Below are 19,878 nucleotides of genomic sequence, written 5' to 3'. Positions count from 1 at the left end.
GCGTAGATTGAGGTTAGCGAGTTAGCCAAAGCCAGGGCGCTGCGCCTCTCTCGCCATCAGCTCAGCGCTTGGCGGCAGACGCTAACACCCGATACACCTGACGGTATGCCTCAACCAATTGAACCCGATTTACACCCTGAACCTAACGAGTTCACGGAATTTCGTGGCCATGAAAACCACCGCGCGCGCTCCTCGCTGGGCTCTCGCCCGAAATACGCTCCTCACCCCTTAAACCTAGGAACATATTTGGTAGAATAACCAAGATTCTCTCATATCCCGTGCAAGGAAACTCTGTGCTAAACGATTTTTTATCCTATTTGAAGAAAGAATGGTTCCTAACCGGAATGATCACTGCCGTGGCGCTGGCGGCGCTGATACCGTCTGTTGGTCAGTCTGCTGGGCTTTTACACCTTGATCAGGTGACGGCGGTGGGGATTGCGGTGATCTTCTTTTTACATGGGGTTGGGTTATCGCCACAGGCGCTTAAGGCGGGGGTGACTAACTGGCGCTTGCATGTGTTTGTGCAGAGTGCGACGTTTATTGCTTATCCCATTTTGTGGTTGGTGTTTGGGGATGTATTTCATGCCCTGATGCCGGCGGCGTTGGCGTTTGGTTTTTGTTATTTGTTTGTCTTGCCAAGCACGATTTCTTCATCGGTGGCGATGACCAGTGCGGCAAAGGGCAATGTGCCCGGCGCGATTTTTAATGCGTCACTATCCAGTGTGTTGGGCGTTTTAATCACGCCGCTGCTGATCCAGTGGTTTATGGGCATGGATGGTGTGGAGATGGATATATGGGATACGATTGTTTCAATCTCCTCAATGCTACTGCTACCGATGGCACTGGGCCAGCTGCTGCGACCTGCCCTGCTCGCGCATTTTGAGCCACACAAAGCAATCATCAACAAGATCGACAAGTGGGTGATCCTGCTTATCGTCTTCAATGCCTTCAGTGATTCCGTCGCCGACGGTATCTGGCGTGACTTTGCCCTATCAACCCTGGCCCTCACCTTAGCCGCGACCTCAATCATTCTCATCGTGGTCGTCCACAGCATGCAGTGGATAGCCCGCAGAGCCGGGTTCAACCGCGAAGATGAGATCGCCGCCGTCTTCTGCGGCACCAAGAAGACCCTCGCTGCGGGTGTGCCGATGGCGAAGGTTATTTTTGGCGCAGATCCGATGCTTGGAATGCTGTTGCTGCCGATAATGTTTTATCACCAGATCCAGATTTTTTATTGTGCGATCTTGGCGAGCCGATACGGTTCAGAGGCGAGAGGCGAGAGGCGAGAGGCGAGAGGCGAGAGGCGAGAGGCGAGAGGCGAGAGGCGAGAGGCGAGACTAATCTAAAGCAATTGGTGCCCCAAGCAACTAATTTCGAACGTTGCCAAGGACACTAAAGCCCAAGAGGTGCATATAAGCTTCAGCGCCAGTGATAAACCTCGACTCTCGCTTCTCGAATCTCGCCTCTTCGAAGAAAAATCAGTCGCTACCAAACAAGTCGCGAGTATAAACCTTCTCTTCAACATCACTCAGCTCATCAACCATACGGTTAGAGACGATTACATCACAGCTGGCCTTGAACTCTTCAAGGTCGCGCATGACAAGTGAATGGAAAAACTCGTCTTGTTCTAGTACTGGTTCGTAAACCACGACTTCAATACCTTTTGCTTTGATACGCTTCATCACGCCCTGGATGCTTGAGGCGCGGAAGTTATCTGAGCCGGACTTCATGATCAGGCGGTAGATACCAACGCGTTTTGGCTGTTTGCTGATGATCGAATCGGCAACGAAGTCTTTACGTGTACGGTTGGCTTCAACGATCGCGCTGATGATCTCGTTTGGCACGTTTTGGTAATTGGCGCGCAGCTGCTTAGTGTCTTTTGGCAGACAGTAGCCGCCGTAACCAAACGATGGGTTGTTATAGTGACTGCCGATACGCGGATCAAGGCCGACACCCTCGATGATTTGACGAGAGTTCAGTCCGTGAGTTTCTGCGTAGGTGTCTAGCTCGTTAAAGTAAGCCACGCGCAGCGCTAGGTAGGTGTTTGAAAATAGCTTTACTGCTTCAGCTTCTGTTGACTCTGTGAAAAGAACTGGTACATCCTTTTTCTCAGCGCCTTCCAGCAGCAAGTCAGCAAAGACTTTAGCGCGCTCAGACTGCTCACCGACGATGATACGTGACGGGTGCAGATTGTCGAACAAGGCACGACCTTCACGCAAGAACTCTGGTGAGAAGATTACGTTATCACAACCCAGCTCTTCTTTCACGCGTTGGGTGTAACCCACCGGCACAGTCGATTTGATCACCATCACCGCATCTGGGTTAATCGCCATCACGTCTTTGATCACGGCTTCAACCGAGTTGGTGTTGAAGTAGTTGGTCTGCGGATCGTAATCGGTTGGCGTGGCAATCACTACATACTCTGCGCCCGCATAAGCCGCTTGCTTATCCAATGTTGCGGTGAAGTTGAGAGTTTTATTTTGTAGAAAATCAGAAATCTCAGCATCCACAATCGGTGACTGCTTGCGATTTAGCATTTCAACTTTCTCGGCAATGATATCCACTGCCACCACTTCATGGTTTTGTGCGAGCAGCATCGCGTTCGAAAGCCCAACGTACCCTGTCCCTGCTATTGCTATTTTCATTTTATTTACCAAGCCATACTAAGTTAATTTTACTGGGCAAATAATAACAACTATTTGCATGAAGATCTTCATCAAAGATAGTTAAAAGGTGCGTTCTCCGTGAGCCGTGCTAAACTAATCAATTGCTATTAATATTACTAGTTGTCCTACCTATTCTTGCGATGAAGTCACAACCAATAACACTATGGCGAGGGTTCGGTCTCGCCCTGTTTGCCAGCGCGGCGTTTGCTCAGGCAAAACCTTGGGTTGAACCCAATGATCTGCACCTAAGAGCCGACCTACAACTACTCGCCAATTCGGGTATAATCACCGTCCCCCTCACTACCTATCCACTAATGTGGGACGGGATCATCAGTGATGTACGCGCTAATAGTGGCAAGGCCAATACTAGCCTTGAAGCCAGCGCGCTGCAGCGCGTTAATCGTGCTTATCGCGCCTCACAAGGCACTCAAGTCAAACTTGAGGCTGGTATAGCCTCAGATCCGGCACGCTTCCAACACTTTGGCACACCAATGCGTGAGAAGGCCGAAGTGACTGCTGGCGTCAGTGACCAAGGGCGATGGTGGGCATATAACCTAGAGGCCACACTTGCCTATGATGCACAAGACGGTGAAGATGCTCGCCTAGATGGCTCTTACATCGCAGGGATTGTTGGTAACTGGGTGATTAGCGCGGGCTATCAACAACAATGGTATGGCCCTGGCTGGGATACCACCCTGTTGATGAGCACCAACGCCCGTCCATTGCCATCGGTAAATGTTACGCGCCACAGCCCAGAGGCGTTCGATGTGCCTATCCTCGAGTGGCTCGGCCCGTGGACAATGACCACTGGCGTCGGCTGGATGAATGACGACCGCTATGTCTCTGATGCCCTGCTGTGGACCTGGCGTGGCACCATCCAACCCCATCCAAACTTTACAATTGGTGTGTCACGCTCGGCGCAGATCTGTGGCACCACCAACGAGGGCTTTAAAAAGTCGTGTGCTATTGAAGAGTGGTGGAAAATGCTGATTGGTAATACCAACGATTATGTTGGTGGTAACCCAGATGAGGATAACCCAATCGCTAATAACCCGGCCAACCAACTCGCATCGATCGATTTTCGCTGGGGCCATACCTTGCGGGATGTGCCTTACAGCCTCTATTATGAGATCATGGGTGAGGATTCATTCAAATGGCGTATTCCCCCATTTAATGCCCACAGCCACCTGTATGGTGCAGACATCAGTTACTATATTGCCGACCAGCGTATCACAACCTTCTTTGAGTACTCAGAGACGATGCCAAGCTGTTTCTACGAGTACAACTGCGCCTATGAACACGGCACCTACAAATCTGGCTATCGCTATCACGGTCGCGTGATTGGCTCAACCTATGACAATGATGCTAACACCTACACGCTAGGCTTTATTGGTATCAACAATCACAACAACCACTTGTGGAGAGCCAATATTCGCTATCTTGAGCTGAACAGGCAAAACAATGACTTTGTTCTCAACCCTGAATGGGGCGGAAACCAGGTCTCGGATGGCGAAGATACTTGGGTGGTGGACTTTAGCTATCGCTTCCCACTGCAGCAAGGTGAGATTGAACTGGGTGGGCAGTACAGTTATATCAAGTATCGTGATGGTGCGGATAATGATGAAGATATGTCGGGGTATGTACAATACCGTTATAGCTTTTAGAGCAGATACGAGGCGATAACTCGTACACTAAATCTGTTTTGTAAAAATAAAGAGAGCCAGCATGGCTCTCTTTATTGTTGACTCAATAGGTAGTTTAGTTACCAGTACCACCACCACTGGCGCCACCGCTACCAGAGCCTCCGGTGCCACCGGTTGTACTACACTGTGAATTACCAGCATAGAAAAGTAAGCTATCATCCAAAGGCGTATCTTTTACAATAGTAATACTGTTACTGGCTTCTTGATCACCGACTGGATTGCCACGCAGGATACCGTTTACTTTGTAATCTCCAGGCTCGAGGAAAAGTGAATAGGGTATACCTGCCCCGACATTAAATTTGGCGACACTGAAGCGATCATCACCAATCATTCGGTATATCTGCACGAACCCAGGCACATTCTTTTGAATCACTTGCTTTGATCCATCCCAACAGAAGGTCTGCAACTTCACCGAATAATCTACTGACACAGGCGCATCTGAGCCTATCGTGATGGTGCCACCATCGAGATCACAGAACTTGTAAGTTAGGGTACCATCATCATTAATGTCAATATCAGTGCCATTGACTGATGCAGATGTAATTAAACTAGTTAGCTTAGCGCCAAACGAACGCGTGATCGCAAGAGTTCCTTCTCCTTCAACCGGAACCCGAAGAAACTTATGCGCACCGAAACCACTGATATATTTTCGCTTGTTCCAGCCCCCCCCACCTCTGACCATCAACAGACTAGTGGCATAATTCTGACCGTCTGCATCTTGAATCGTCATATCGATGTTGCAGTTATCACTTAATAAGTAGTCGAGGTTATAGTAAGACAGGTGACTGATTTCCTTGGTTACTGTGTACATTTTACTCACATCATTATAGGCAACAACTTTAGCCTCACCCTCTGCTTTCCATCTACCTTTATCCCCTGAGTAAGACCATACTGGTATAGTGTTGCCGACTTCAATAACCTCGCCTTCAGGTGCAATGGTATTTTCTGAGACTTGGAAACTCAACTCAACCGACGGTACAAATTTGGAGACGATATCCCCTTTGTCATTCTGAATTTGAATTGCTGTGAAGCCTGCCGAAACAAACGTGCTGTCATTGTAAGCCGGATCAGGCTCATCACTTCCTTCACCGATAATTTCGGTTGGTGATAACCCACCAGGGAAAGCGAGCAAGGCTGAGTCTATATCTAAACTCCCTGTGCCATCTGGCTCGTTGGAATAGTAAACCACATTGGCTGTTAGAGGCCCAGTAACTGCCTTATCGTCTCTATCAAGGACTACGGTTGAGACTGGAACCGTCAAGTCAACCTTACCACCTGCGACAGCCTGAGCGTTTGCCGCATCGTCACCGGGAACGGGAGTACTCACTTCAATCGCTTTGGTTACCGCACCAGAATCATTCGATCTACCCGTTGCTTCTTGAGACGTCACCCCAACATCGTCCACATCCAGTTCAAGTGGCGTAACGATCACCACCTCAAACCCAGCCCCCTCCTCAAGAACATCAGATGATGCCGGAATGGTAATGGTTTGACTGGTAGTAAAATAGTCCGGAATAGTAACCAACAACTCCAAAACAATCGGATCCGGAGAAGAGTTGGCAGTGCGTGAAATAATGAATCCACCAGTCTTTGTCACATATTTCTTTTCAACCAACGTACTGCGCGTCGCAGGGTTGGTCACTTCCTCGGCATTGGTGATATCAAGGTAATTGAGTTCACCATCAGCACTTTTTAGCTCAAATGGCACATCTTCTTCTATTACCCCAGCGCCTAAGCCCTGAAAGTCAATCGCGTAAGGAGAATTAAATGCCTCAACCTCAACCCCCTCATCGATAAAGTTCTTATTGTCTGAGCGCTCACACCCGGTTAGCACTGCCAGACCTATCATTGTCGCTAATAACGTCTTATTCATGATTTAAGCCTTTTAATTGTGTTTGATTTCACTTCAACACGTCGATCTAACCGAGCGCCGTTAAAATGCGTATTGCACGCCAAGGTTGTAGGTATGGAAATCTGGTGAGCCACCGATATTGTTGTAAAAGCGATACTCCAACACTCCATTCCAATTATTCTGGAAGTTCATGGTCACACCAGCGCCATAGCTAGCTGACATGTCAGAGTCGTTGCAACAAGCACTGCCATTGGCTTCCCAGTCATAAGCAATGCCACCAAGGCGACCAAACACATTAAATTGCTCGTCCACGTCGTAAATCAGTTTTGCTGCAAAATCAAAGCCCGATGCTTTGTAATCCCCTCGCACGTCATCCAACGATACCTTGCCAAGGTCAACATACCCAACCTCGAGCGCAAGCCATGGATACTCTTCAAGCTGCGCACCGGCATAAAATGTCCATACCGTCGTATCGCGATCGACACTTGTGGCATTGGTCACCGCCGAGTCCATATCGGTGAGTTTCCCCGCTCCCAGTGAAGCCCCCACATATAGCGATGGTGTCATCTCCTGCGCGGCAGTTGAAAATGCAGTGAGGGTAGACACCACTGCCAGTGCCAAACAATGTTTATTGTTCATTGTACTTCCCTTATTTTCTAGCCTCTGTTAATAATCCTTTAAAACCTATAAAACTTATCGATAAAGCAAGTAGGCGTCTCTCAATCTCGTCAGATTGGCGTTGATATAGCCAGCTGATAGCCTATCCCGATTGTAATAATTACGATCGATATTGTTTTGCAAATCTGATTGCTGGGCTGCACCGAAGTCCAGCAAGTTGACAGGATTACGCACCATAGTGCGATAACCCCATGTCCATTGATCGATTCCTCGAATTTGAACTGGATTTGGCGCCATGTCTTTTCTGAACGTCAATGGCACCGAAATGTTCAATCCAGCAAAGCTCTGATCGGTTTCTTGATAGAAAACACTCACAGACGTATCACCGAACCAGTGGCGACTGGTTACGGTAAAGCCTTGATCACCGAAAAAGTACTCGCCTACAGTGGCTTCCAGCGCCCAGTCATAGCGGTCAAGGTAATAGCGATAATTGGCAATCAAAGGTGTCGCATCTTCAATCCTGTCGTCTTTTTGGTGCTCATAGTAAGATGCCTCAAAACCTAGTCGGTGGCGCCCGTGTGGCGATTGCCAGCGCATCTCACCGGTACCACCTAAATAATCGGTCATAATGATCCCGACACTCAATTGCGACATAAGATTGCCGGGCAGCTTCACCCCTTGATGGAACAGCGCTCGATCAATACTGCTTTGATGTCGGCTGTTACCAAATCGCCTACCGTCCTCATAATCATCGGAGTTCGACAACGGCAACATATGTCGCACATCCACCAAGCCACCGCTCCACACTGGGATCTGTAAGTTGCTGGATAGAGCCAACGAGTAATCAAATGCGCCAAACTCAGTCCCTAATGTCGAGTACAAGCTTGGTGCAAAAACCAATCTCGGTTTAAATGTGTGTGAGTTCTGCCGTTCATTCACCCAGCGGACATCATCAAAATCACGACTGGTCTCTGAAACACGCAGTCGTGGTGATTGGGCCGATGACTGAGGCGCAAAGAGACTTTGTAGCTCTTCTTGGCTGCCTGAGACGTAAATAACGGGAATGTTGTTATTCAGCAAGGCAAAAGAGAACTCAGCAAAATCCGTGTTATCTAGGATCAAGCCAAGAATGACCCCAATCGCGTCCAGTTCATTGCGGTTGAATAGATTATTTTCCGCTTTCACCAACACCGTTTGATTGACACGCCCTACCGAGACATTCTCAAAACCATATTCGACCAACTTATCTTGCAAAACTTCAAGTTGCTGTGGTGAGCCAGAAGCAATAGTGGGTTCAGAGATACGTTCATTGCTTGTCACGGCCGCATTAGCAGTCTGACTAGCGTTGGTGTTCTCTATCACGACAGCCGACTCACTAATCGCTGTATCCGTAGCCTGCTCAATAGCGGTTGGCTGAGTGATATCGACACCCGGACGTGACTCACCTTCACGCCCAGACTCATTACCACGAACATAGCGCGGCGCAAAATTCGGCCCTGCCAATGGCAGAGTCAGCCCGAGCCCAAGCCATTTATTGTCACGCGTCGGCGTATCAGAATCCGTATAGGCTTGCAGCGTTAGGTGTGCGGTAGAGCCTAGCGGTAACCAATCTTCTGGAGTGAACAACTTCAGCCCGGCATTCGCCCCAGTACCATCGTAATCGCCGACTAACTGTAACCAAGATAAGGGTTGATATTCGACACCACCAAAAATGCCCGAGAGATAATGGTTACCCATTTGGTGATTGGTTTTAGCATCATTATCACCATAACCAAGCGAGAAACGAAATTGAGCGACTTGCTTACTGGCCACCGCATAATAGGCGCGATGACGCACAGCTTGCCCACCGAGATCGCTACCGCCCAAGGCAAACTGGAACCATTCCTTGGGGATCAACCAGTCAAAGTTCACCTTGCCTGCCACCGAGAGATCGCATAGCCCGCCACTACAGGTGTCATAATCATAGTAAGTTAACTGCGCGACAAACTCCGTGTGTGGCAGCAGCCCAAACCCCATTAGAAGAGTCTCATGTGCCCCCTGACGGTTCCTGGCCGTGTGATCGACGTTATCCTCTGTATTGTAAGTCAATGTCACATCACCAAAAGGCAAGGTATCGGCGTGTGGTGTTCTCAGCACACCTGTCCAACCCGTTTGCGCTACTGTTGTTTTCAGTGGTTCAGCGTTGGTTAAAGGGCACACAACCACTGGACTACACAACGCCAATACGGCAGCTATCTTCTTTACCAACAATGCACTCCTTGTCACCGGCTTGGCTATATCATTGCTTTTTAGCACTGTTTTTTTACACACTAAGTTGCTACCCACTACTCCTAGCACCATCTACATCCTTATATTCAAATGGCCTATTGTTGTAAGCTAGAATAAATTACTTAAACATCAACAATCTAATTCACTGACAGACCCTGCAACTGGTTAGCTTAAGCTCACTTTGTTGCATATAACGTGATCTTGCACATACTTTTTGTGAATTTACGGTCACTTTTTACCCGCACAGCATACTCAAAATAAATACCTAATCAGAAACAACAAAGTAAAATTAGATCTCTGTTCCACCCTGTATTTTTTTGCATCGACTTGTCACTTAAATCCTTCACAATTGGTCGTTAATAATGACTAGGTCAATTCGCTATTGTTTTCCTCAAGAGAGGCAGTTCCCATGAGCACCATTTTTACTTATCGTTACGCAAAGTTTCGCCAGAAACGAAAAAATGTTGGCAAGGTTATCGAGGCGAGCGTGATTGCCATGATCTTTCTTGCGATCGCGGTGCTAATGTTGACAGAGAACTTGCACTACATGACCGCAGCAATGGCCGTTATTTTTGTATGCATGTGTTCACTGCTCTTCTTCAAGAAGGCCGAAAAATTTCGCCGAGTGATCCCAGAATAATCCCGAACACGACTGCAACGATTTACCGATGTAGTAAATCGTTTTTCCATCTTGGGCAGCCTCATTGCTCGGCTAACCCAATTTAATTGCAACAACGTTGCTTCGCTTATGCTCCACTTTCTTATTCTGCTCTTGGTTACACGTCCACACCAAGTCGCCAATTCCATCAGTGGGCGCAAACCCAGTTGGAGCCTCGAGCAACAATTGACGAATCGTGTCATGTTCAAGCAAATGACAGGCCTTATCCAACTTATCGAGTAAGGCTTGGTAATCATTCAGTGGCAGGTAGCTTTCGTGCGCGGTCATAATCCGCTCATGGGCGGTGCGTTTAACGTTATCGCCTATGAGTAGCTCCTCATACAGCTTTTCACCCGGTCGCAACCCAGTAAACTTGATCTCAATATCCCCATCGGGATAGGCCTCTGATTTGACTTCCAGACCTGAGAGCTGGATCAGATTGGTCGCCAAATCGGTAATTTTGACCGATTCGCCCATGTCGAGCACAAACACATCCCCGCCCTTACCCATCGCACCGGCTTGAATCACCAGCTGCGCCGCCTCGGGAATAGTCATAAAATACCGAGTGATATCAGGATGCGTGACCGTGACTGGGCCACCTTTCTGAATTTGCTTTTTAAACAGTGGGATCACCGAGCCCGAAGAACCCAGCACATTACCAAATCGCACCATGCAAAAGCGTGTACCAAACGGCTTCTTGTTCTCAAGCTCCGCCAGTGCCTGCAGCCCCAGCTCCGCCATACGCTTAGTGGTACCCATAATATTGGTAGGGCGCACAGCTTTGTCGGTTGAGATCAGTACAAACGATTCGACTCCAGCATCAATCGCCGCACACGCGGTATAAAAGGTGCCATAGATATTATTACGCACCCCTTCAACAACATTGTATTCCACCAATGGCACGTGCTTATAAGCGGCAGCATGATAAACCGTTTGCACTTTAAACGACTTCATTGCCGTCTCTAAGCGATGCTCTCGCTGCACCGAGCCTAGCAGCGGAACAATGTCGCACAAGAGTCCTTTTTCGACTTTCAGCTGCGAAAGCTCACGCTCGATTTCATACAAACCAAACTCAGACAGCTCAAACAAGATGATCGCCTTAGGATTTTGCATCACAATTTGGCGACACAGCTCCGAGCCAATCGAGCCCCCTGCCCCCGTGACCATGACGACTTTGTCCTTGATATTTGCCTCAAGCAGCGCAGGTTGCGGTGCGACAGGATCGCGGCCAAGTAGGTCTTCAATCGGCACATCTTTGAGTTCATCAATCTTCGCTTTGCCCGAGACGATATCACTCATATCCGGCACAGTTCTCACCTCAACCTGCAGCTTAGTGAGCTCTTTTAAGATCATCTTACGTCGAGAGCGCCGGGCACTTGGGATCGCCAAAAGTACTTGTGAAACCTCATATTTGTCGATTAATGGCGCAACGTCATCAATAGCGAGCACAGGTAAGCCGAGGATCACGGTGTTGATCAGCGTCGCATCTTTATCAACAAAAGCACGAACACGATATTCGCCCGTGCCGCGCAATGCCATAGCCAGTTGGCGCCCGCCAGAGCCCGCGCCATAGATAACTACCTGCTTGAGTTTCTTTACCGAGCTTTTCGTTACCAGCGAGCGCACCAGCATTCGCGGCGCACCGCACAACAGCGCTAAAAAGGCGGCATAAATCAACGGTAAGGTGCGCGGCAGCGGCAATCCAAAACTGAGATTAAGCACATACAGATAGATTGCTGAGGCCATCGTACCTACCCCAACAACGTACAAGACTTGAAAAGTAAGGTAGCGCAATACCGCACGATAGAGCCCTGCGCGGACAAAAATCAGCACTGTACCGAACGTAAGCGCACTGACGATAAGCCAAGCTTGAGGTTCAAGCAGGTGCTGGTTGTGACCAAGACGTGCCACCATTGCGAGATGAAACGCAATGAAGATGAGCACGCCATCGATAAGCACGCTGATGATACGCTTGTGCGCACGTGACAGCTGCCAAAAGAATTGCAGACGTTGCATAGTAATTTACCTGACGTTGGTTTTATTTGAGCTCAATCTTGTGAGCTACTTATATTTTTATAAGCATCTGTGTGCTTATTTTAGTCCTGCTAGAGTAAACCTAACGGCTTCCCCATTCTTGGGTGAGGTTCACACATCGAACAAAAAACGATCAACTCAGTAGCACAAAAACGCAGGACTTCAGGCGTTAACTAAGCTCAATTAAGTGACTTGTGCCACATCAACTTGGAAAGATTTTCACCCATTGAAATCAATATGTGATGCTCTGCCATCTATTTACATTTCTGTCATTATTAGTGACATAACAATCCCTGCAGTGTAGTAACGTCACTAACCTTCTGATTGTCTGAACATTTCAGAACATTAACAAAAGCATTATCAAAAAATATAACAGGTTATTAAATGAAGTTATTTATTGGTTTATCATCATTAATGATGGCACTGTAAGCGCACAGCGCTTTACCCCACTCATCGCCAAGCATCGAGATTACTAACGTAGGCAACAACGCCGTTTTTGGCGCCTTTCAATCTGCTGCCACACCAAACCTATCAAAGGATTCCGTTAATGGGCCAATCACTAAAGACAAAAGCCACCTTTATGATGAGCATGATCAATGGCTTACTCTTCTTGATATTCAACCTGGTGACACCATTTCCCAAGTCGCAATTTTTGATCCTAGAAAACAAGACTATGTGATTTGCGCAGAAAATCATGACTTTGTTGGCCAAGCATCGTTCACTTATAACGGCGTGACATGTGAAAAAGAGCTATCTGTGTCTTTAGCTTGGGTAGAGTACACAGATTTTACAGTACCTAATAAACTCAACACACTGAGCTTGGAGAATCATGATACCCAGACCCTGATTGAAGAATACGGACTTACAGCATTTGATATTCACGATCAGACGATTTTCACTCGTATTCACCATAATAATTTTAATGGTATAAAACAGTACGACTTAAACGGTAACGATATTCGTACCTCCCATTATCTGAAATTCTTTGGTCTGGGTAACATCATCGTCGATAGCGAGCACAACTACATCTATAACAGTAGTGAGCTAATCGACTATGTCCTAGCAAACTATTTGGATGGGGATGGCAGTGACTCAGGCGACGCACACCATGTCATTTATGACCCTGTTGCCGAGCGCTGTAAAAACAACTGTCGCCCATGGGGTATCGCTGTGGGCATGGACCGTATGTACTTCGGAGTTGCGTCTGATCCATCATTGAGCAATGATGAAGCGGCAATTTTTAGTGCCACACGAGGCGTTGATAGCACCCAAGACCGCCAAGCGATCGTTAATCAATCTTCAGGCCTTCTCTTTATCAGTGAACAAGATTCAATCAAAAACGTGATTTTTGATGAAGAGAACTCAAGAATTTTCTGGAATACGGCATCGGCCATTCAGTCCATCGACCTTACTGGTAGTAATTTAATCACCCACTTCCATGACGAAAGCATTCAAGTTCACTCAAGAGAAGTATTTGGTTTAGCTATCCATGGCGACAATATCTACTTTAGCCGAGATAACCACCTTTACATGCTGCCAATAGGAGCTGATGAATCAGTTACCCCGAGCCTAATTCACTCTACTGAAGGCTCAATCATCACACTGGGGACTCTCGAAAAATAATCTGTGTTAGTGATTTTTCCCGATGACTAACACACCTCACACCCTAACTCATACAGGGTAAAACCAAAAACGGGCAAGGAGTTTGAAACTCATTGCCCGTTTTTTCGTGTTGGTGCTATCGATTGAGACCTGCTTTTTGATATAGGACACCATCGCTCCTTTTTACTCACTAATATAGAAGGCTCTTTCAGAGTGGTATCGCCGCTATCCTTTGACCCGCAACCCACGCTCGATTGGTGTGCGAAGCATAAGATGCCAGCTCTTCTATAGTCCCAACCGCACAACGAAACCTGACACCAAAGCTCTTTGAGAACTTTAACCACTCTTCTGTACCCATGCCTAACCATTCGAGAAGTGGAGGTTTACCTGACGATATTACTCCGCGCTTATTCGGTCTTACAGACTGCCCCAAAGCTTCCACTAACGCTAAGTAGTCCAACAACGAAAACTCTACCTCTATTATTTTAGTCAAACTAATGGGTGTCCTGTATTATTTTATTTGTATTATTCTCATCTATTCAAATCTAGCGCCTGTTAAAAGGGTCAAGCTCGAAGGGATCTAACTCAAAAGGATTAAGCTCAAACAACATCTGCTCAAGCTGCGCCTGCTCAACGCGTCCGGCCAGCTTCACTTTGATCTGCTTGACCGTCTTAAGCTGGGCACATTGTTGATGTAGCTCATCAACCTCTTCCTCCAACCGAGAGCGATATTGATTCAGGCCCTTTTCTCGTGAGGCCTTGCTGCCTCCACCAAAGCGGCGCCAAAGCTGACTTTCGAGACCCTCACCGTGTTGCATCTCTCGATACTCGGCGTTGAGCTGGGCCAATTTGTCCTCAAGTGTGCGCTGTAATTGCTGGATCATCTCTTTATCAAGCATCATTTCATACTCGGGAAGAAACTGCTGCGCCAGCAAAATAAGGGACACCGGATCTTTGTCTTTCTTGGCTTGAGACAACTGCTGCATCCAGACTTGCATTTGTGCTTTCTTGCTGGGATCGGTTTCGCGATCAGGGTGGAGCTTTTTCGCTAACTGACGATAAAGCCGGGTCATTTCCTTATTGCTGTACAACACATCAGCCATTGGCGCGATATCAGGCGATGGCGCATCATCGGCTGTAAAGTCGTGCTCAAAAAAGCGCTCCTCTCCCCAATCGATATCATCAATCTCATCGTCATCCTCATCAAACGCTTGCTGCTCATGTTGCAGTTCGAGTTGCTCTTGGATGTAAGCCTGAAACAGACGAGGATTGTTCACCATCTCTGTCAATTGTTCATCGGTAAGCACCACGCTGATACCAAGCATCTTTGATAACTCATGGCGCATCAACTCAAGATCATGTTTGGAATAAGAAGCGTCACTGGATTGACCCTCGGTATACGCGATCATGGCTTCACTGAATTTACCGCGCAATGCGCCCAACTCTACCGGGCTGAAGGGGTTCGACTCCAGTATCGACAGCTCTTGGTCGATCCACTCATACAAGGCCTCACGCTGCGACCCTTTGATCGTTTTACGAGCAATAAAGCCAATCAAATGCCCAATCCATTTTTCGGTGGCGCGACAAACAGCCTGTTCCTGGGGCTCAACCAATGCTTTAAAATCATGGTAAAACCCTTCAAGCTTGATTTGATAGCGCTGATTTCGCAGAGCTTTTTTCTCGATCTCTTTCCACAATTGATTCAGCTTGCCTTGTGGTGCCTTGGTCACTGAAGTGGTGGCCAGAGAAGATAGAGTTATCGCTGTCATGAGCAGATGATCCCGACGGTGAATAAGTTTGATGAAGGCCCGATTATACGCCCTTGCCCGTCAATCTGACAAAATTTATGGCAAATTAACGGGTGTCCTATTTAGCCTTTCCCCTACCATCCCCCTCCCAAACCCAGTAAAGTAAGCGCAACGATTAACATCACACTTAGGTTAGCGAAGATGAACTCAAACCCAGACCGCTGGAAACAACGTTTACAGAATTTAAGCAAAGCCCAGCAAAGGCTCAAGAAGGCCTGCGCGCAAGATAGTTACAATGAGTTAGAGCTCGCTGGCCTAGTGCAAACTTTTGAGTTTTCATTCGAGCTCACATGGAAAACGCTAAAAGATCTACTCGAATTTGAAGGGTTTGATGTCGCCTCTCCGCGCAGTGTCATCCGTACTGCTTTAGAAGCAAGACACCTGTCGTCACAACAGTGTGAGACGCTACTGGAGGCGCTGATCAAACGCAACCTGTTGTCACATACTTATGATGAAGAAAATGTTCTCGAGGCTCAGAAGCTTATCTTGGGCTCCTTTGCCCCTGTGATTGAACAAGTCACAGAATATTTAAAGATAAAGCAAGGTTAAACGAAGCACAGTTATGCAAAACCTCAACTCCTTAGTAGCTGCCTTGGGTCTAAAGCCACACCAATACCAGTTAATTGAAGATATTGTTCTTCATCACCCACTCGTAGAACAAGCTTGGGTATTTGGCTCAAGAGCACTAGGAACTTTCAAAGACAGCTCAGATATCGACCTTGCCCTAGAGGGCACCGACCTCTCTATAACCACCATCGCACAGATTCAAGATCAGCTTGAGCAGTCATCACTCCCTTATAAGGTTGACCTGGTGATCAAACGCACAATTACTTCAGAGGCACTGCTCGCTCATATTAGCCAGTATGGGATCCCGTTGAAGTAACCAGCTAAGCCTCAGTGCGGTTTCTCTTAATCAAAGAGGAAAAATATGGGTGTCTTATTTATTCTTCGACGGACAACTGCAACTGGCCAGAATTAGCTCACATAGTAAGTTGTTCTGACCAACACACTTGCATTGCGCGTATGTGGGTGTCCAGTATTCTCTGTATTTAACGTGTTAATGCTGTCGATTAAAATCTGAAAGCCGCAGTATGACAACCACAAATCAATTGGTGTCCTAAGCTTTTTGTGGTGGTTTTTCTATGTTTTCAATTTCCTTCCTTCCCACCGTAAATATAGTTACTGTATTAAACCTTACAGTAACTATATTTACAGTAACCCACATATCCACTATCTTACTTATGAATACCCCATAAAAGCCAAAGCCCAACACCATGAAGAAATTTTACAATCGTCAAAAAGAGTTAAAAGCCCTACAAACACTCTCTACACAAATTGCAGATTCAAAGGGACAACTGAGCGTGATGGTCGGCAGAAGACGCGTGGGTAAAACTCGCTTGTTAAACGAAGCATTTCATCAGGCGCCGATTCCATTTCTCTACCTATTCATTAGCCGCAAGATTGAAAGCGCCTTAGTGGCTGAATTTGCAGAGATCATTACAAGTGAACTTGGGGTGAAGTTTTTTCAGCCACAATCGCTGCGCGATATCTTTGACTTCTTGCTCGATTATACCCAGCACACCCCACTGACGGTCATCATCGATGAGTTTCAAGACATTGATATCGTCAATCCTGCCCTCTTCTCTGACATACAAAATTTATGGGATACTCATAAGAGCACGTCGATGATGCATCTTGTGTGCTGTGGCTCCCTCTACAGTATGATGAGCAAGATCTTTAAAGGCAATGACGAGCCTTTGTTCAACCGAGATGACCGATTCTTTAAAATCCAACCTTTACAACCGTCCTACATATCTCAAGTGATGAAAGACCACCATCAATTCGATGCCGAGAGCCTGCTCATTTGGTGGTGTTTATCCGGTGGGATCCCTAAATACCTTGAGTGGTTAACACGTTTCTCTGCTGAGCATGATGATCTCTTTGAAGGCGTGATCTCTGAGTTCTCCCCTTTGATAAAAGAGGGAACACACCGACTCGTTGAAGATTTTGGCTCCGAACATCGCGTCTACTTCGACATCCTCGGCGCCATATCAAAAGGCCACACCAGCCGCGCTAGAATCGAGAATTTCTTAGACATGAGTGTTGGGGTTCATCTCGAAAAATTGGATGAAGTCTTTGATGTGATCACCAAAAAACGCCCTATCAGCTCGAAGGAGAATTCACGAGACATTCGCTACGCCATTGCTGACCCGTTTTTAAACTTCTGGTTTCGATTCATTCATGCCAACAAGAGTGCGGTTGAGATGGAAAACTATGACTATATCCGACGATACATAGCACGTGATTTTACCGTCTACTCCGGCCTGGAATTAGAAAGTCTGTTCACCGCTATCTTGGTTGAATCTAAACAGTTTGGAAGGATTGGCGGGTATTGGGATGCCAAAGGTCACAACGAGATCGATATTGTAGCAATTAATGACTTAGACAAAAAAGTACTTATCGCTGAAGTCAAACGCCAACAAAAACACTATAGCGAGACAAAATTGATCGAGAAATCACATCACCTTTTAAAAAAGATGAACCTAAAAGGCTATAGCATTGAGTATCGAGGGTTCTCACTCGACAATTTAGTCGATGTGATGAAAGAGTATCAAGTGTGAATCACAAGTCATCACAGGTGTTATTGGCCGGTTATTTTCTTACTTTTATGCACTAAATCCGAGATTCCGCACCTTATTCAGGAATAAACCGCTTCATAGAACTTACCCAGTAAACTAAGCAGCCGAGTTTGGTGCTCTTGAAGCCCTGTAATGAATCGTTGGTCGTTAATATCTAAGGTATCTATTCCCTCGAACTTCAAGAAGACCCAGCGTGCAGTCGATTTCGATGTTTGCTTGTTCTTAACCATACTCGGGAAAAACTCCTCGGTTTGTCCCAGTTGCTCTCTGATCTTGTGCTCTAAGCTGGCATAAACTAGCAGACTCAATGTCATTATCATGAGTAACGCTTCAATGCGTTGGGGCTTTTTCAAAAATATTGAAGAGGTCAAAAACTCGGGACTTTTTAGAAAACGGAAGCCACGCTCAACCTTTTGTTGAGACTTGTAGTGATCTAGAAGTGCTGCCATTGTCAGACTTTCGTTGCCGATGTCATTAGTGGCTAGAATGAACGTAACCGTTCACCGGAGTAGCTTGACTCAAGTAGCAAGCTCAAAGACATCAGGGTATGGTTGGCGGTGCACAACAGCAGTGATAATCTGACTCAACACATCCATTGTTGATAGGCCGCGTTTCTTGCAGGTTTCGATAAGCGTATGGATCCGGCTTCGGAACTTGTCACCAGCATCAGAAGTGGTTCCATAGCTAATTTTACGCATGATCACGCAACCTCGAAGACGTCGCTCCGCCTCATTATTGGTCAGAGGGATCGTGAGATCCTTGAGGAAGACCCACAAGCTACTTTCATGCTTAAGTAAGTGAGCACACCTTCCTCGATATCGCTTAACCATCACATCTGTGCCTTTGTTGAGCCAACTATGTAACGATTTCCTCAAGCGCTGCATTCTGCGAAGGTAGACAAGTTCTGTGATGTGGCCTTCTTCTAAGTTGTGACGATTACGGAAGACCAAGTTGACAATAAAGCATAGGTGCTGACCAATAAAGGCCGTATGCCCACCACCACTGTAGTCGGCCATCTGCTGTAAGTTTCGTTTTACATGAGCCCAGCAGAGTTGGTGGTTTTCGCTAGGTAGCCAGTTGTAACTGGCATATTGATCAGAGACAACGATACCTGTGTATTTTTCTCCGAGCACAAGCTTGGCAGAGTGTATGGAGCGGGAGTATAAGATCTTCTGATAAACAAGATCCTCACTGGCAACCAGCCAACACCATCTTAGACTCTGCTCATCATTACGGATGTGTGAGGTTTCATCGATATGAACTAACGGCGCTTTGTTCACTGCCAGTTTAATGGCTTGGTGCAGTGGTGTTAGCATTGAGGCCACTTTGGTTTGAGCTTCACTGATAGCACCAATCGAAAAGGTTGTTCCCAAATGCTCTTTGAGTAGAGATTGGATTTTACGGACACTGAGATGATACTGCCCCGCAAGCAAGGCGATGTAGCTTAATAAATTCGGACCCAAGATACCTTGTGGGGCATCATCTGGTTTCTTGGCTCGAACTTGGGTTTGACAGTGGGAGCAATGGCCAGAATAAAGTTGATATTCGATGATGTGAACAACAGGCTCGGGTATTTCGTGAACTTGGTGGCGATAAAATGGCGACGAGTTTATTTTGACGTCGGGTTTTCCACAACATGGACATTGAGAGTCAGGCAAGCATTTAACAACGTTGTCAGTGGGTTTTAGTTTGCTGATTTCTCGTCGATGCCCTGTGTGGCCTTGTTGAGCTCCTCGCGTATTGCCACTACTAGGGCTTTGAGCTTTTTTCTTTCGGCTCGCTCTTTAGGGCCGTCCGATGAAGGTGATTTTGAGGAGTTCCGTGAACTGGTCGCAAGCTTATCCTCATAAAACCGAAGCTGCTCCCAGAGCTCGTCAATAAGCGCCTTTGCCTCACTTAGATTAGAGACCTCAGGCGGGGCTAGTTTAAAGCTGGCTTTTTTCTTTTTCATGGTTTCCAGCATGAGCCAGCGGAATGATCAATCAATAGGCAAAAGTGGATCAAGTGCTCTTAGTCACATTTTCTGTGTC

At 46.9% G+C, this 19,878-nt stretch carries 15 protein-coding genes and 1 pseudogene; 8 read left to right on the top strand and 8 right to left on the bottom strand.

Features of this window, described 5'->3' with window-relative positions; genetic code table 11:
* Positions 1–344: 344 nt before the first annotated feature.
* Positions 345–1,346: a bile acid:sodium symporter family protein gene (locus ACZ5R2_RS03415; RefSeq protein WP_464902298.1), complete on the top strand. Its 1,002-nt coding sequence runs from the start codon at positions 345–347 to the stop codon at positions 1,344–1,346.
* Between the two features lie 132 nt (positions 1,347–1,478).
* On the opposite strand, the gene ACZ5R2_RS03410 is transcribed toward ACZ5R2_RS03415, so the two are convergent.
* A complete protein-coding gene (locus ACZ5R2_RS03410; RefSeq protein ID WP_464901044.1) occupies positions 1,479–2,645 on the bottom strand; it encodes a nucleotide sugar dehydrogenase in 1,167 nt (388 codons plus the stop codon).
* A 161-nt stretch (positions 2,646–2,806) separates the two neighbouring features.
* Here ACZ5R2_RS03410 and ACZ5R2_RS03405 point away from each other — a divergent pair, with 161 nt between their 5' ends.
* Complete coding sequence (locus ACZ5R2_RS03405; RefSeq protein ID WP_464901043.1) at positions 2,807–4,330, top strand: capsule assembly Wzi family protein; 1,524 nt, start codon at positions 2,807–2,809, stop codon at positions 4,328–4,330.
* A gap of 94 nt (positions 4,331–4,424) precedes the next feature.
* Here ACZ5R2_RS03405 and ACZ5R2_RS03400 read toward each other — a convergent pair whose 3' ends face one another.
* The 3 genes from ACZ5R2_RS03400 to ACZ5R2_RS03390 are packed head-to-tail and all read right to left on the bottom strand — an operon-like array spanning position 4,425 to position 9,086.
* Complete coding sequence (locus ACZ5R2_RS03400; protein WP_464901042.1) at positions 4,425–6,242, bottom strand: hypothetical protein; 1,818 nt, start codon at positions 6,240–6,242, stop codon at positions 4,425–4,427.
* 60 nt (positions 6,243–6,302) lie between these two features.
* Complete coding sequence (locus tag ACZ5R2_RS03395) at positions 6,303–6,860, bottom strand: outer membrane beta-barrel protein (RefSeq protein WP_464901041.1); 558 nt, start codon at positions 6,858–6,860, stop codon at positions 6,303–6,305.
* Between the two features lie 54 nt (positions 6,861–6,914).
* On the bottom strand, positions 6,915–9,086 hold the full coding sequence (locus ACZ5R2_RS03390) for a YjbH domain-containing protein (protein WP_464901040.1): 2,172 nt from the start codon (positions 9,084–9,086) through the stop codon (positions 6,915–6,917).
* A gap of 430 nt (positions 9,087–9,516) precedes the next feature.
* Here ACZ5R2_RS03390 and ACZ5R2_RS03385 point away from each other — a divergent pair, with 430 nt between their 5' ends.
* Positions 9,517–9,747, top strand: coding sequence for a hypothetical protein (locus tag ACZ5R2_RS03385; RefSeq protein WP_464901039.1), 231 nt, complete (start codon positions 9,517–9,519; stop codon positions 9,745–9,747).
* Positions 9,748–9,819: 72 nt separating this feature from the next.
* Here the strand turns inward: ACZ5R2_RS03385 and ACZ5R2_RS03380 are convergent, their stop codons facing one another.
* Complete coding sequence (locus tag ACZ5R2_RS03380) at positions 9,820–11,781, bottom strand: polysaccharide biosynthesis protein (protein WP_464901038.1); 1,962 nt, start codon at positions 11,779–11,781, stop codon at positions 9,820–9,822.
* A gap of 565 nt (positions 11,782–12,346) precedes the next feature.
* Here ACZ5R2_RS03380 and ACZ5R2_RS03375 point away from each other — a divergent pair.
* Both ACZ5R2_RS03375 and ACZ5R2_RS03370 read left to right on the top strand, forming a co-directional pair.
* Positions 12,347–12,478, top strand: coding sequence for a hypothetical protein (locus tag ACZ5R2_RS03375; protein ID WP_464901037.1), 132 nt, complete (start codon positions 12,347–12,349; stop codon positions 12,476–12,478).
* Positions 12,475–13,422, top strand: a complete 948-nt coding sequence (locus ACZ5R2_RS03370; protein WP_464901036.1) for a hypothetical protein — start codon at positions 12,475–12,477, stop codon at positions 13,420–13,422. Before ACZ5R2_RS03375 ends, ACZ5R2_RS03370 begins: the two co-directional genes overlap by 4 nt.
* A gap of 524 nt (positions 13,423–13,946) precedes the next feature.
* On the opposite strand, the gene ACZ5R2_RS03365 is transcribed toward ACZ5R2_RS03370, so the two are convergent.
* Positions 13,947–15,170 carry a J domain-containing protein gene (locus tag ACZ5R2_RS03365; RefSeq protein ID WP_464901035.1) on the bottom strand — a complete coding sequence of 408 codons (1,224 nt, stop codon included), beginning with the start codon at positions 15,168–15,170 and terminating at the stop codon, positions 13,947–13,949.
* A 180-nt stretch (positions 15,171–15,350) separates the two neighbouring features.
* On the opposite strand from ACZ5R2_RS03365, the gene ACZ5R2_RS03360 reads away from it, so the two are divergent.
* The 3 genes from ACZ5R2_RS03360 (at position 15,351) to ACZ5R2_RS03350 (ending at position 17,830) form a co-directional block, all read left to right on the top strand.
* Positions 15,351–15,758, top strand: coding sequence for an HI0074 family nucleotidyltransferase substrate-binding subunit (locus ACZ5R2_RS03360; RefSeq protein WP_464901034.1), 408 nt, complete (start codon positions 15,351–15,353; stop codon positions 15,756–15,758).
* 13 nt (positions 15,759–15,771) lie between these two features.
* Positions 15,772–16,092: a nucleotidyltransferase family protein gene (locus tag ACZ5R2_RS03355; protein WP_464901033.1), complete on the top strand. Its 321-nt coding sequence runs from the start codon at positions 15,772–15,774 to the stop codon at positions 16,090–16,092.
* Positions 16,093–16,483: 391 nt separating this feature from the next.
* Complete coding sequence (locus tag ACZ5R2_RS03350; protein ID WP_464901032.1) at positions 16,484–17,830, top strand: ATP-binding protein; 1,347 nt, start codon at positions 16,484–16,486, stop codon at positions 17,828–17,830.
* Between the two features lie 77 nt (positions 17,831–17,907).
* Here the strand turns inward: ACZ5R2_RS03350 and ACZ5R2_RS03345 are convergent.
* Together ACZ5R2_RS03345 and tnpC are read right to left on the bottom strand one after the other, a co-directional pair.
* Positions 17,908–18,339, bottom strand: a pseudogene (locus ACZ5R2_RS03345) (IS1634 family transposase); the annotation flags it as partial.
* A 27-nt stretch (positions 18,340–18,366) separates the two neighbouring features.
* Positions 18,367–19,799 (bottom strand): IS66 family transposase gene (gene tnpC / locus ACZ5R2_RS03340; RefSeq protein ID WP_464899933.1). Its coding sequence is split into 2 segments (ribosomal slippage): positions 18,367–19,610 and positions 19,610–19,799, totalling 1,434 coding nucleotides; the frame shifts between segments, so codons are not numbered across the junction.
* Positions 19,800–19,878: the final 79 nt, after the last annotated feature.

It is taken from the genome of Vibrio sabulosilitoris, assembly GCF_055391395.1.
Note: the sequence above shows the minus strand (reverse complement) of the source record. Positions and strands in the feature narration are given on the sequence as shown.